The sequence below is a fragment of the Chloracidobacterium sp. N genome, from assembly GCF_018304765.1.
In the GTDB taxonomy this organism is placed as follows: Bacteria; Acidobacteriota; Blastocatellia; order Chloracidobacteriales; family Chloracidobacteriaceae; genus Chloracidobacterium; species Chloracidobacterium aggregatum.
The window spans coordinates 1-13391 of the sequence record NZ_CP072642.1 but is presented as its reverse complement, the minus strand read 5'-3'; the positions used below and the strand labels follow the sequence as shown (position 1 = coordinate 13391).

Annotated in this window: 12 protein-coding genes; 4 read left to right on the top strand and 8 right to left on the bottom strand. The window is 60.7% G+C overall.

Going from position 1 to position 13391, the window contains the following annotated elements:
• Window positions 1-3: 3 nt before the first annotated feature.
• The 3 genes from J8C05_RS00060 to asnS are packed head-to-tail and all read right to left on the bottom strand — an operon-like array spanning window position 4 to window position 3472.
• Window positions 4-1209 carry a trans-sulfuration enzyme family protein gene (locus tag J8C05_RS00060; RefSeq protein ID WP_211422234.1) on the bottom strand — a complete coding sequence of 402 codons (1206 nt, stop codon included), beginning with the start codon at window positions 1207-1209 and terminating at the stop codon, window positions 4-6.
• 28 nt (window positions 1210-1237) lie between these two features.
• The gene (locus tag J8C05_RS00055) at window positions 1238-2104 is read right to left on the bottom strand and encodes a hypothetical protein (RefSeq protein ID WP_211422233.1); all 867 of its coding nucleotides are present in this window, start codon (window positions 2102-2104) and stop codon (window positions 1238-1240) included.
• A 51-nt stretch (window positions 2105-2155) separates the two neighbouring features.
• Entirely contained in the window at window positions 2156-3472 is a 1317-nt protein-coding gene (gene asnS / locus J8C05_RS00050; protein ID WP_211422232.1) for an asparagine--tRNA ligase, read from the bottom strand.
• Window positions 3473-3549: 77 nt separating this feature from the next.
• Between asnS and folE the strand changes: the two genes are divergently transcribed.
• The 3 genes from folE to J8C05_RS00035 are packed head-to-tail and all read left to right on the top strand — an operon-like array spanning window position 3550 to window position 6268.
• On the top strand, window positions 3550-4173 hold the full coding sequence (folE, locus tag J8C05_RS00045) for a GTP cyclohydrolase I (RefSeq protein WP_211422231.1): 624 nt from the start codon (window positions 3550-3552) through the stop codon (window positions 4171-4173).
• Between the two features lie 23 nt (window positions 4174-4196).
• Entirely contained in the window at window positions 4197-4649 is a 453-nt protein-coding gene (locus J8C05_RS00040) for a hypothetical protein (RefSeq protein WP_211422230.1), read from the top strand.
• A gap of 8 nt (window positions 4650-4657) precedes the next feature.
• Window positions 4658-6268, top strand: coding sequence for an acyl-CoA carboxylase subunit beta (locus J8C05_RS00035; protein WP_246840703.1), 1611 nt, complete (start codon window positions 4658-4660; stop codon window positions 6266-6268).
• 37 nt (window positions 6269-6305) lie between these two features.
• On the opposite strand, the gene J8C05_RS15755 is transcribed toward J8C05_RS00035, so the two are convergent.
• From J8C05_RS15755 to J8C05_RS00015, 4 genes are all read right to left on the bottom strand, one after another.
• Window positions 6306-7373, bottom strand: a complete 1068-nt coding sequence (locus tag J8C05_RS15755; RefSeq protein WP_211422228.1) for an NYN domain-containing protein — start codon at window positions 7371-7373, stop codon at window positions 6306-6308.
• Window positions 7374-7551: 178 nt separating this feature from the next.
• The gene (locus J8C05_RS00025; protein WP_211422227.1) at window positions 7552-7854 is read right to left on the bottom strand and encodes a P-II family nitrogen regulator; all 303 of its coding nucleotides are present in this window, start codon (window positions 7852-7854) and stop codon (window positions 7552-7554) included.
• A gap of 20 nt (window positions 7855-7874) precedes the next feature.
• Entirely contained in the window at window positions 7875-8960 is a 1086-nt protein-coding gene (locus J8C05_RS00020; protein ID WP_211422226.1) for a sodium-dependent bicarbonate transport family permease, read from the bottom strand.
• A 75-nt stretch (window positions 8961-9035) separates the two neighbouring features.
• Window positions 9036-9809, bottom strand: coding sequence for a carbonic anhydrase (locus J8C05_RS00015; protein ID WP_246840702.1), 774 nt, complete (start codon window positions 9807-9809; stop codon window positions 9036-9038).
• A 257-nt stretch (window positions 9810-10066) separates the two neighbouring features.
• Between J8C05_RS00015 and J8C05_RS00010 the strand changes: the two genes are divergently transcribed.
• Window positions 10067-11719, top strand: coding sequence for a Ppx/GppA phosphatase family protein (locus J8C05_RS00010; protein ID WP_211422225.1), 1653 nt, complete (start codon window positions 10067-10069; stop codon window positions 11717-11719).
• Window positions 11720-11993: 274 nt separating this feature from the next.
• Here the strand turns inward: J8C05_RS00010 and dnaA are convergent, their stop codons facing one another.
• Window positions 11994-13391 carry a chromosomal replication initiator protein DnaA gene (dnaA, locus tag J8C05_RS00005; protein WP_082671188.1) on the bottom strand — a complete coding sequence of 466 codons (1398 nt, stop codon included), beginning with the start codon at window positions 13389-13391 and terminating at the stop codon, window positions 11994-11996.

The following is a 13391-nucleotide window of genomic DNA, read 5'->3' as shown; positions in this document are numbered from 1 at the left end:
CGCCTATGGCTTTCCGGGAGATCGGAGCAGTCGCCCGCCCGGAAAGACCGGCTTCGGTTCCGGCTGTGGCACATCGCCCAACGCCTGCGCCAGGTCGGCAATGAGATCGTCGGGATGCTCCAGCCCGATGGACAGGCGAACCAGATTTTGCGGCGCGCGGGTGTCGGGCCCTTCCGCCGAAGCGCGATGCTCAATGAGACTCTCCACCCCGCCGATGCTCGTGGCGTGGGTGAAAATGCGCGTACGCGACGGCAACGCCCTGGCGGCAGCGTCACCTTCCTTGAGCGTGAACGACAGCACGCCCCCAAAACCGCTCATCTGCTGTTTGGCTGTCAGGTAGCCGGGATGCTCCGGCAGTCCCGGATACAGCACCCGTTCGACGCGCTTGTGTGTCGCCAGAAAGCGCGCCACCTTGAGCGCCGTTTCGGACTGCGCCCGAACCCGGCAGGGAAGGGTTTTCAGACTCCGCTGCAACAGCCAACAGTCAAAGGGTGACGGCACCGCGCCGCCAATGACCTGGATGCGCCGGAGCCGCTGAAAGAACTCGTCCACAACGTTCGTCACCACCACCCCGCCGAGCACATCACTGTGTCCACCCAGGAACTTCGTCGTCGAGTGAACGACCAAATCCGCGCCAAACTCGAACGGCCGCTGAAGGACGGGCGTCCCCAGGGTGTTTTCCACCACCAGACGCGCGCCCTGCGCATGGGCAATGGCGGCCGCGCGGGCAATGTCCACGACGGACAGCAGCGGATTGGAGGGCGTTTCAACCCAGACCATCGCCGTCTGCGGGCGCATGGCAGCCGCAATGGCTTCCGGGTCGGTTGCATCCACGAAGGTGGCTTCCAGCGCCCAGGCAGCAAAGATGTCTTTGAGCAGCACGGCCGTGCCGTAGTAGGTATCCTGCGCGATGACGACGTGCTGCGCCGGCGTCAGCGCCTGAAAGATGGCCGCCGCCGCCGCATTCCCCGAAGCAAAGCAGGCGGCAGCCGCGCCGCCCTCCAGCATCGCCAGACTGGTTTCCAGCGCCTGCCGGTTGGGGTTGCCTTCACGGGTGTATTCAAACCCACGGGGGCAGGCTCCGGTGGCATCGCGCTCGTAGTTGGTGGCCAGATGAATCGGCGGCATGACGGCCCCGGTTGCCGGGTCCGGCGTCCGCCCGGCGTGAACAGCCAGAGTTTCGATGTGGCGGGAGTCGTGATTGGTCATCGCTTTGGGTTCGGCAGCCGGTGAACGCTTAGTTGAGGGTCTTGTTGCCGGGCGTGTCCTTCTCGATGCGTGCGCCGCCATAGTTGCGGTAACGAACGCCGCTGCGGTCGGCATAAAACGAGTAGCGGCCGTCGTAGTTGTGCCGCTTGGGAACGACATAGACGGCAAAGTCCCGGCGGTCGGGCGTTACCTCGATGGTGATCGTGTGTCCGAGGATTTCCCCGCTTTCGAGCGATGCCAGCAGGCGGGCGATGTCTTCCCGGAACTCGTCCCGGCGCGTGACGAGTTCCGGGAGCGTGCCGTACTGCCCCCGGTTGTTGCGGGCAAATACCTGCTCGATTTCCACCAACTGCGTCACCAGGCGCGCCATGGCGTCTTCGTTCTGGGTCATTTTGACGAAAACGCCTTCCTCGCTCAGCTTGAAGAAGTTTCCGCCGTGGGCCAGGGCCAGCGCCTGGGTCTCACGGTCGCCGATGAGCCAGCGGCCGTTGCTGCGAATGAGTCCCACCGGGGCCGTTGTGGTTCGTGCCGGCTGGCTGCCCGGCGTGGCGTCGGCCGGCACGACGACAAACACCGTGGCGTCGTCCCCGGTGACGGTTTCGCCGCTCGTCGTGAGCTTTTCGGGAATCCCCCCAATCAGCTTCAGAAATTCGGGCTCCAGTTCGGCCAACTGCTGGGGCGTCATTTTTTCAACGGCCGGGCCGCAGACGTGCAGTTGGAAAGCCTCGGTAAACCGCTGTTCCCGCAGCAGGCGGTAAAACGTCTGGACGGTGTCGGTTGGCGTCAGCGCAGAAGCCTGCGTCGGGCTGGTTGGTGTTGGACTGGTGGGTGACTGGGCAACCAAGGCGCCCGGCAGCCAACCCACCAGAAAGAGCGCCAACCAGAGTGATGTCATTCTCGGCCGCATCGTGGGTCTCGCCGCACCTTTCTGTGTTTCTTCGGGGCTTCAGGGTCGCAGCCGGTACAGCATGCGTGGAAAAGGAATCGTTTCGCGGACGTGTTCCAGCCCGCACAACCAGGCGACGCACCGCTCGATGCCCATGCCAAAGCCGGCGTGGGGCACCGTGCCGTACCGGCGCAGATCAAGATACCACTCAAAAGCCTCGCGGGGCAGGTTGTGCTCGGCGATACGGTGCGCAAGCCGGTCGCAGGATTGCATGCGTTGGCCGCCGCCGATGATTTCCCCGTAGCCCTCCGGGGCGAGCACGTCCATGCACAGTGCCAGTTCCGGGCGCTCCGGGTCTTCCTCCATGTAAAACGCCTTGACCTGCGCCGGATAGCGATGAACGATCACCGGGCGGTCAAACTGCTGCGCCAGATAGGTCTCATCCGGTGCGCCGAAATCGCCTCCCCAGACAAAATCGTGTTCGAGCTTGCCGGCCAGATGCGCCTCGTGAAGCATCCGCACGGCTTCATCGTAGGGCAGACGTGGAAACGGTGCGGTGACGGCTTCCAGCTTGCCTGTATCGCGTTCGAGCAGCTTGAGTTCTTCCCGGCGGCGCTCCAGGACACGCGCCACGATGAAGCTCAGGAAACGTTCGGCCAGCACCATCATGTCTTCCAGCGTTGCGTAGGCGACTTCCGGTTCAACCATCCAGAACTCCGTCAGGTGGCGGCGGGTCTTGGACTTTTCGGCGCGAAACGTCGGGCCGAAGCAATAGACCTTGCCGAAGGCGGCGGCGGTGGCCTCGTTGTAAAGCTGCCCTGACTGCGTAAGGTAGGCTTTGCCGTCGTCAAAGTAATCCAGCTCGAACAGGGTCGTGGTGCCTTCACAGGCCGCCGGCGTCAGGATGGGGGTGTCGGCCAGAATGAAGCCATCGTTGTCGAGAAAGTCGCGGACCGCGCGGACAACTTCGTGCCGGACGCGCAGGATGGCGTGCTGCCGTTTCGAGCGCAGCCACAGGTGGCGGTGGTCCATCAGAAACTCGATGCCGTGTTCCTTGGGCGTGATGGGATAATCCTGCGCCAGTTGGACGATGGTGAGGTCGTGTACGTCGAGTTCGTACACACCGGGCCGCTTGGGGTGTTCACGGGGTGTTCCGGTGACAATGATGGAGGATTCCTGGGTCAACGCCGCCGCCCGGTTCCAGACTTCTTCGGAAACGGCATTTTTGGCCACGATCCCCTGCACGATGCCGGAACCGTCACGGATTTCGAGAAACAGCAGTTTTCCGCTCGAACGGGCGTTATAAAGCCAACCCCTGATGGTGATGGTCTGCCCAAGGTTGGCGGCAAAATCAGCAATCCGCACGTGATTCGTCATGGTTGTTTCAATATCGTTGGGAGCATCACGGGACAAACTTGTGATAGCGTGAGCCTTGTCACGATTGTGGGAATAGCATGCCGAAGCACGACGAGCAAACCAAGCCAGAGAGCAACGATGGAATGGAACTGCTGACGGCAGCCCGCGCCCTGCAACGCATGCTGGAGGCGCTGCGGCTGACCGCAGACCGTGATACCCATCTGGAGCGCACGGCGGAAAACGTTGCGGAGTTCTGGGCGGAGTTTTTTGCACCCTTCATTGCAGACCAGCCACCGCCGGTGGTTTCAACCTTTCCGGCCGCCGAGCTGTCCGGTCAGTTCATTGCCGTTGGCAGGATGTCGTTCCATTCGATGTGCGCCCACCATCTGACGCCGTTTTTCGGCGCAGCTTACGTGGCTTACGTCCCCGCCGCGCTGGCGATGGGCATTGGCGCGCCAGCCAAACTGCTTGAGCATGCGGCACGCCGGCCGCAACTTCAGGAACGTCTGGCCATGGATGTCGCTACCGCCATCGAGCGGGTCTGTCATCCCCAAGGGGTTGCCGTCTGCCTGGTTGCACGTCAGATGTGCATGGAAATGCGCGGCGTTCGCGCTGACGGCTTTGTGGAAAGCACCGTCATGCGGGGATGCTTTCAGGAAAGCCCGTGGCGCGAGCAGTTTTTCAACTACCTTTCCCGCCAGGCAACCAGCCCGGGCGGGTGATTTCTCATGGAGTCTCACCAGGAATGATTCGTACCAAATCCTTTGCAACCGGTTTCACCGCGCTGGTTCTGGCGTTCGGTATCAGTGGACAGATGTCCGCCGGGCATACGGCGGTCGGGCCTGCCGTGGTGCAGGAACCCACGACCGGCGTCGCTCCCAAGCCCAAAGCCCCGTGGAAAGCCCAGGAGGAGTTTCACTCCGTCCTGGCCGGAACGTTTCACCCGATGGAAGATGGCGACTTTGGCCCGGTACGCAAACGGGCAGCCGAAATGGCCCGCAAGGCCCGGCTGTGGGCGCGCTCCCGACCGCCCAAAGGCTACGATGCAGCAGCACTCCGTCCCCTGCTGACGAAGCTCGAACGGGAGGCCGCTGAAGTGGCCCAGCTTGTGGCCCGCCAGGCCGGCGACGGGGAGATCAAACAGGCGCTCAACAAACTCCACGACCGCTACCACGAAATTGCGGGCGAGTGCCGCTGAAAACCACGATGCCGCAGAGTCTGGAACACCTGACGGCCGAACTGCGGGAACTCGAAGCCCGGCTCCGGCTGGGCGGCGGTGAAGCCAAAATCGAGCGCCTCCATGCCCAGGGGAAGCTGACGGCCCGCGAACGCATTGCCGGGCTGCTCGATCCCGGTTCCCCCTTCCTCGAAATTGGCCTGCTCGTGGCCTATGACCGGTATGACGGGCAGGCGCCGGCGGCCGGTGTGGTGACGGGCATCGGACGCTGCCACGGGCGCGAAATCGTGGTTGTGGCGAATGACCCCACGGTAAAGGCCGGCGCCTGGTTTCCCGAAACCATTACGAAGATGCTGCGGGCCCAGGAAGTGGCCATGCGCTGCCGCGTGCCGATTGTCTATCTGGTGGATTCGGCCGGCGTCAACCTGCCCTATCAGGGAGGCGTGTTTCCCGGACAGTATGGCGCGGCCCGGCTGTTTTACTACAACTCGCTGATGCGCCGGCATCTGCGCATACCACAACTGGCTGCCGTGATGGGGCAGTGCATTGCCGGCGGCGCCTATCTGCCGGCGCTGTCGGATGTCATCGTCATGGTTGAAGGCACGAGTTTCATGGGCCTTGGCGGGGTCAACCTCGTGCGCGGAGCGACGGGGCAGACCTCGGACCCGGAAGCGTTAGGCGGTGCGCGGATGCACACGACAGTTTCCGGCGTGGCGCATTACCGCGAGCCGGATGATGCGGCCTGTCTGGCGCGGCTCCGGCGGTTGGTGGCGGAGCTGCCGCCACCGCCGCCCCGTGCCGTTTCGGTTACACCAGCGCGGCCTCCCCGGCGTGACCCACGGGAGGCATACCGCATCCTGCCGGCTGATCACCGGCTTCCCTACGATGTTGAAGCCCTGCTCGACACCCTGCTGGATGCTGATTCCTTCGACGAGTTTCAGGCCGATTACGCCCGTGAAATGATTTGCGCCCACGCGCGGGTCGAAGGCATCCCGGTTGGGTTGATTGCCAACCGGCGGGGCCTCATCAAGTCCACCGGCGACCGGCCGCCGCGCTTTGGCGGCATTGTCTATCGGGAGAGTGCCGAGAAGGTGGCCTACTTCATCGAAACCTGCAACCGGCACCGCCTGCCCCTGCTTTTCGTGCAGGATGTGTCAGGCTTTATGGTGGGCGTCGAAGCCGAGCAGTCCGGCATCATCCGCGCCGGCGCTCACTTCGTTGAAGCCATGGCGACAGCCACCGTGCCCAAGCTGGTGCTGACGGTCAACCATGCGTCGGGCGCCGGTTACTACGCCATGGCCGGACAGGGTTTCGATCCGAACTTCATCTTCTCGCTGCCCACCGGACGCATGGGCGTCATGGAAGGTGAATCGGCCGTCATGGCGCTGTTTTCAGCCCAACTGGAACGGCTCAAGGCGGAAGGAAAATCGCCGGACGCGGACTTGCAGGCGGAAATGGATGCGGTTCGGGCCACCTACGAAGCGCAGCTCGATGCCCGGTTTGCGGCAGCGCGCGGTTTCTGCGATGCCGTGCTGCCGCCGGAGGACCTCCGTCCGCTGCTCAGGCTGGCGCTTGAAACCTGTCTCAATCAGCCCGGGCCGCACCTTGGGCCATTTGTGTTGACGGGAAACCTGCCGTAGGGCCTTTGGCTGTCATAACCCCGAGGCCGGCCGCCGTTCAGTGGTGCCCGACCTCCGGGCTTTGCCCGGTCCCTGGCACGCCACCGCCGGGCATATCGCCCTCAGTGCCGGATTCCGACGCATCGGCTTCAGGCAGTTCCGTTGAAGGTGTAAAGGCAGACGGTTCCAGGGCAGGACTGGGTATCATTTCGGTTGGCAGTTCCGATGCTGCCCATGCCTCGTCAGCCATCACAACGGGATGCTCGCCGGACTGGAGCGCCCCCACAACGATATTGTCCACGGTGACAGGCGGTGGTTCGACAGCCGCCGGCACTGTTTCCGGGGGTGCTGTTCCCGCTGGTGCCGTTTCCGTCGGCTGGGCGGGTTTTCCGACAAGTTCGCCCGTGCCCCTTGGAACCGGTGGCTGACTGGGTTGTTCATCAAGCATTTCAACGCTGCCGGTTTCTGCCGGAGAGGCAGCGGCTTCACTCAATTCGGGTTTCTCAGCCGGGCGATCCGGCGAAAGTGACCACTCTCCACTTGGACGCAGAGCTTCTGTCTGTTGTGAGTCCCGCTTGCTTGGAGACTTGCTGATGTCAGCCACGATGCCGTCCAGTTCGTGAAAGCGGTCGGCAACATCAATCAGGCGCGGTGAGGTGTTGGCGCGGAAGCCAGCCACCTCAACCCGTACTCCTTTGTAGGCAATGACATTGAGGGCGTACGTAAAGTCTTCATCCCCGCTGACGAGGATAGCCGTGTCGTACTTGTCGGCCAGTGACAGCATGTCCACGGCAATTTCGACATCGAGGTTGGCTTTCTTGGTGCCATCCGGGAAGGTTTTGAGTTCTTTCTGTACGACACGGTAGCCGTTGCGGCGCATCCAGAGCAGAAACCCCTGCTGGCGCTCCGCCTGCTGGTCCACTCCGGTATAAAAGAAGGCCCGCAGCAGCGGGTCCTCCCCCCGGAGGTAGGCCAGGAGCTTGGCGTAGTCTATTTCGACGCCAGCCGACCGCGCGGCGTGAAACAGGTTATTGCCATCAATGAAGATCGCTACCCGGCCACGGTTTGATGGAGCATGAGCGAGATGCGATCCGGAGGAACTGCTCCGGAGATCATTGGATGCCATGCGACTGCTTTCTGTGAACTGAATAAACGGTCAGGAATGTGAAAAGCCGCCTCGTTTTTGGCTTGTCAACATTCTAGTTTCAGTTGGAAAGCAAGTCAAAAGCTGCACAGAAATTCCTGGCACCAGGCTGTGAAGGCAACCTCTCCAGACGCTGGCGGGTCACGACCAGAGTGTCACGCTATGTGAACTTTTCAACGCGCAGGATGCTTACGGTCTGCATGTAAACCACGGTGGCATAGTGTGGCAGGTAGCGATCGGCGATGTGCGCCAGAATGCTGTTGGCAATGGGCTCCGGCACGATGGTCTCAATCCGGACGTTCTCCCCTTCCCACTCGCTCTTCCGCGCGCCGTGCCAGCCCTCGCCGCGCACCCGGCTGGCCGTATAGCCACGCGCCCCCAATGCCAGGATTTCCTTCGTCAGACGTGGCTCCAGCTCATCTTCGGTGATAATCACCACAAGCTTCATCTCAGATGTTTTCATCGGTGTCCTCCTTTTCAGACCTACAGCCCATAGACCCTGGTGGCAATGAAGTGGTACAGCGGCAGCCCGACAATAATGTTGAACGGAAAGGTGATGGCCAGGGAGGCCGTGAGGTAGTAGGTCGGGCTGGCTTTCGGCAGTGCGACGCGGCAGGCCGCTGGTGCGGCAATGTATGAGGCGCTGGCCGCCAGAACGCCCAGGACGGTCGCCCCCGCCATGGTCATTCCGGCAAGCTGACCGGCAAAGATGCCTGCCACGGCACTGACAATGGGCATCAGAATGCCAAAGACGACGAGAAATGGACCGACTTTCTTCAGGTCTTCCAGACGCCGCCCGGTCACGAGACCGGCTTCAAGCAGGAACAAGGTCAGGACGCCCCGGAATGGCGTGTCAAACCACGGGGCCACCTGGTCCCAGCCACGCTTCCCCGAAACGTAACCAACGATGAGAAACCCGATGAGCAGCAGGGTGCTTTTCCCGGCCAGCAACTCCCGCAGAACCTCGCCCATCGTCCCGCCTTCCCCGGCGTCCAGCGAATCCTCACGACTCTGCAGGCGGGCGATGATGATGGCCACCAGAATGGCCGGAACTTCCATGATGGTTAACAGCGAAGGCATGAACCCTTCGTAGTTGAGTCCCTGCGCCTGATAGACCGCCAGGGCCGCCGGAGCATCGGCCGCTGTCCCGGCAGCAACAGCACCGGCCTCGATGGCGGCCCGCAAGGCTTCTTCCTTGAGCGTGTCGTGGAAGGCAATGGCCTCGCCAAAGGTCACAGCGGACACCGAGCCATAGTGGGCTGCGATGGCCGCCGCGTTCCAGACGTTGAACTTTCCTAGCTGCCGCAGGATGTAATAACTCACTATCGGAATAATGACTCCCAGCGCAATCGTTGCCAGGCCCGGTCGCCAGAAGTCGCTCAGGTGACTGATGGAAAGCTTGTAGCCGCCCTTGAGACCGATGGCGACGAGAAGGTAAATCGTCAGCGCTGTGTAGAGGTCTTCGGGAAATTTCAGGTCGCTTTTGACGCGGGTGGCAATGACGCCAAGGATGAAAGCGAGCACCATTGGCGACAACAAGCTCAAGAACATCGCTTGGGTAGCGTTCATGGTTTTCCTCTCGTGCGTGGGTGTGTGGCTGGTGGTCGGCTGGCACAGCAGCGCTATGCCAGCCTGGTGGATGCACTACTCGACGAGCGTGATGAGACCGGTGCCAATGTCATAGACGCCGCCGACGATCTTGAGCTTGCCCTCACGAAACCGCTTGGCCAGAACCGGCTCAAGATTTTTGAGCTTTTCGACCTGCATGCGGACGTTTTCCCGGACGGCGTTTTCGACTTCATCGCCGGGCTGGCCCTTGACCCGCTGGGCAGCAGGCTTGATGTCGTTGATGAGGGTCACAATGTGCCCTGGTACTTCCGGGAGCCGGACCGCCGCCTGCACCGCGCCGCATTTCGTGTGTCCCAGCACAAAGATGAGCTTTGCGCCAAGCACTTCCTCGGCAAATTCGATACTTCCCCACGAAGAATAGGTCGAAACCTGGCCGGCGGTCCGAACGATGAACAGGTCGCCCAGTCCCTGGTCAAAGACAATTTCGTTGGGCACCCGGGAATCAGAGCAGCCGATGATGATGGCAAAGGGTTTTTGCCCTTTGGCCGTTTCACGAATCCGCGCAATGTCCTGGCGGGGATGGATGGTTTCGCCGGCGGCAAAGCGGCGATTGCCTTCGAGCAGTACCTTGAGGGCGGCTTCGGGGTCGGCCTGAAGTTGCTCATTTGTCAGCGCCGGTGTGCTTTTGGGCGTCTTTTCCTCTGGCGTGACAGCGGGCTGACTGACAGCCGGCTTTGCTGGTGACTTGGACTGGGCAATGGCAGTGGGATGAACAAAGGCCAGCGCCATAAGAGGCGCAAAACAACAGCAAGCCAATCGTCGCTCAAAGGTGTGTCTTGGGGACGACATTCAGGTAATATCCTCCGTAAGGCGAAAGTGGTGGGCTGGCGTCTCCCACCCCGCCATCCTTCCCAGCAGGATGGCTGCAGCGGGAGTGCCAAACCGAAGTTCATTGACGTTGCCCCCACTTTCGCACTGTCTTCATGGCGTGTCAGTTACTTGAGGTGCGGTCAATTTTTTGCTAGCCTCGCCAGTGTTGGTTGTCGTAGTTGGCCCTTCCCTACCGGTCTCTGCCTGAAATCACCCTACGTTCCCGGGACTCACCATTGCCTGCGGCTCCCCGTCAAAGCATCTCACCCAGGCCGGGTTCAGCACTTCACCGCGTTGCGGCGATAGACGTTGGCTCAAACTCGATCCATCTCATCATTGCTGAAGCCCGTCCGGGAGAAAGACTGCGTATCATTGAACGGGAGAAAGACACCGTACGCCTGGCCGCTGGTCTCACCGAAACCCACCACCTGACGGACGAAAAAATCAAAGCCGCCGTCGCTACCCTTCGTCGTTTCACCGACCTGGCGCACGCGCACGACGTGACAGCCGTGCTGGTGGTGGCGACGAGCGCCATCCGGGAAGCCTGGAACCGGGAGGTTTTCCTCCAGCGTGTCGAACAGGAAATCGGGCTGAAAGTTGAGATTCTTCCCGGCGTCGAAGAGGCCCGGCTCATTGCCTTGGCGGTCGCTGAAGTTACCGATTTCCAGGGTGAACGCGGACTCATCATTGATGTCGGGGGCGGAAGCACCGAGTTCATTCTGACGGACGGCCAGACGCCAGCCTATCTGGCCTCGGTCAAGCTGGGCGCAGTCCGTCTTCAGGAGCAGTTTCTGAGCCGGCAGGACCCACCTTCGCGCGCTGAAATTGAAGCCCTCACCACCTACATTCAGAGCGGCCTTGCCCGGACGGTGCGTGAAATCCAGGAGGCCGGAGGTTTTCAGCGGGTCGTCGGAACCTCTGGAACCATCCTCGCCCTTGCCGCTGCCAAGCCCGATACACGCTCCCTGGAAACAAAGGCCCCAGCGCCCAAGAAGGTCGCATTTACATCCTTTGCATCAGAACTGACCTACGCGGAGCTGCAAGCCCTCAACCGCCGTCTGCAACGGATGCCGCATAAAGCGCGACGCAAACTTCCCGGTGTGGACAGTCGCCGGGCTGACATCATCGTTGCCGGCGGCATCCTGCTGGAGACCATCTTCCGGGAACTGGGTATTCAGCATCTGACCACCTGTGAGTGGTCGCTGCGGGAAGGGGTGGTCATCAACTACCTGCGTGAACAGGGCTGGTCGCTTTCCCATACGCCCCTGTCAGCCGGGGACATCCGGGAGCGCAGTATTCTCTCCGTTGCCCGCCGGTATGCCTACGAAGCCGGCCACGCCCACCACACCGCCAGGCTTGCTGAGCAGATTTTCGACCAGACCCTGCCCCTCCACGGATTGGGCATGCGTGAACGGGAATGGCTTCGCTACGCGGCGCTGCTGCACGATATTGGCTACCACATCGCACACACAAGCCATCACAAACATGCGATGTACCTCATTCGTCACGCCGAGCTTCCCGGCTTCCATCCACACGAGATAGCCATCATTGCCAATCTGGCGCGCTACCACCGTGGCTCACTTCCAAAACGCAAGCACGAAGACTTCACCCGCCTTCTGCCGGTCCATCAGGAAACCGTCACCAGGCTGATTCCCATCCTGCGCCTCGCCGATGCCCTTGACCGTCGCCACGGCGGCAAAGTCAAGGAAGTCATTGTGGAGATGCAGGACCAGAGCCTGCAGATTGTGCCCATTCCCGTGGACAACACGGACATCAGCCTGGAAGTGTGGTGCGCCCAGCAGGTGCTGCCGATTTGGGCAACGGTCTTTCCCGGTTTGAAGGCCCAGATTTGCCTTGAGCGGGCTGCCCGAACCGCTGCGTACCGCTGATTCCGGGCGGGCGTCTTTTTACTACAACTCATAAAATATCCACATGGATCATGATCTAGTAGTCCTAGTAGGGCCTGTGGAAATGTGGAAAAAAATTACAAGATGTTGATTTTAGAACACTTAGGCTTGAATTTGGCTGTGGAAAAAGCTGTGGAAAAAAAGCCCTTTCCTGTGGAACCTGTGGAAAACTTCGGGAGGTGGGCAGAGTTTTCCACAGGTTCCACAGGTCATCCACAGGCAGTTTTCCACAGATCTGTGGAAAACTGCCCTAAGTCTATTTCAATGAACTAATTAGGTTGTTGATGAGCCTGTGGAAATCGTTTTGGGTCTGGTAGAGGCGGGAAATCTTCTCGCAACTGTGGAGCACGGTTGTATGGTGCTTGTTGCCGAAGTGGCGTCCGATTTCAGGCAGGCTGTGGTTGGTGAGCTGCTTGCACAAGTACATGGCGACTTGCCGTGGCACCGCGATATTGCGTGAGTTGTTCTTGGATTTGAGGTCAGCCACCCGTAGCCCGTAGTGGTCGCTGACCACCCGCTGGATCATCTCGATGGTGATGGGCCGTTCTTCTTCCTCGATGTTGAGAACCTCTTTGCACAGCTCGATATCAATCGGGCGGTGCCTGAGCGAGGCGTAAGCCACCAGCCGGATGAGTGACCCTTCCAGTTCACGAATGTTGGACTTGATTTTTCCCGCGATGAACAGCGCGACATTGTCGCTGAGGTCAATTTTCTCCAGATCAGCCTTGCGTTTCAGAATGGCGACCTTGGTCTCCAGGTCAGGTGGCTGAAGGTCAGCAATGAGTCCCCACTCAAAACGGGAGTGGAGGCGTTCTTCCAGCGTAGGGATTTCACGTGGCGGGCAGTCGCTGGAAATGACAATCTGCTTCTGGGCGTCGTAGAGGGCGTTGAAGGTGTGAAAGAACTCTTCCTGGGTGCGTTCTTTGCCGGCAATGAACTGAATGTCGTCAATCAACAGCACGTCAATGCTCCGGTACTTCTCGCGGAATGCCTGGGCTTTGTCGTACCGGATGGCGTTGATGAGTTCGTTCATGAACTTTTCCGAGGAGATGTACACCAACCGCATGTGGCGGTCCCGGTTGCGGATGGCGTGGCCAATGGCATGCATCAGATGGGTCTTGCCAAGACCGACGCCCCCGTAGATGAACAGGGGATTGTAGGTACGGGTTGGCGTGTCAGCCACCGCCATGGCAGCGGCCCGTGCAAACTGATTGCACGAACCGACGACGAAAGTTTCAAAGGTATATTTTGGGTTGAGCGGGAGTTCGAGCGGTTCGAGGTCAACGATGCGGGTGCCGGCCAAACCCTCGGAGAGGTCGCTGTCGAAGACACCAAAGGAGAAGGCATCTTTGCCTGACTTGGGATGATCATCGTCAAGCAACCCGTTGTTGGCAGACTTGGGTTCGGGCGACTCTGTGTAAACAAACACCAGGCGCGCCCCGCTGCATCCAACCGCCTTCAGGGCTTCTTCGACATACTCGTGGTAAGTCTCTGTAATCCAGTCCTCATAGCTTCGGTTGGGAACCCGGAGGTAGATGGTGTCACCCTGGCAGGCCTGCAATGTCACCGGCTTGAACCACGTGCTGAAACTTTCGTGGTTGATGCGCCGCTCGATCTCCCCCAGGAAAGAAGTCCACTTGTCATCATCCATCAT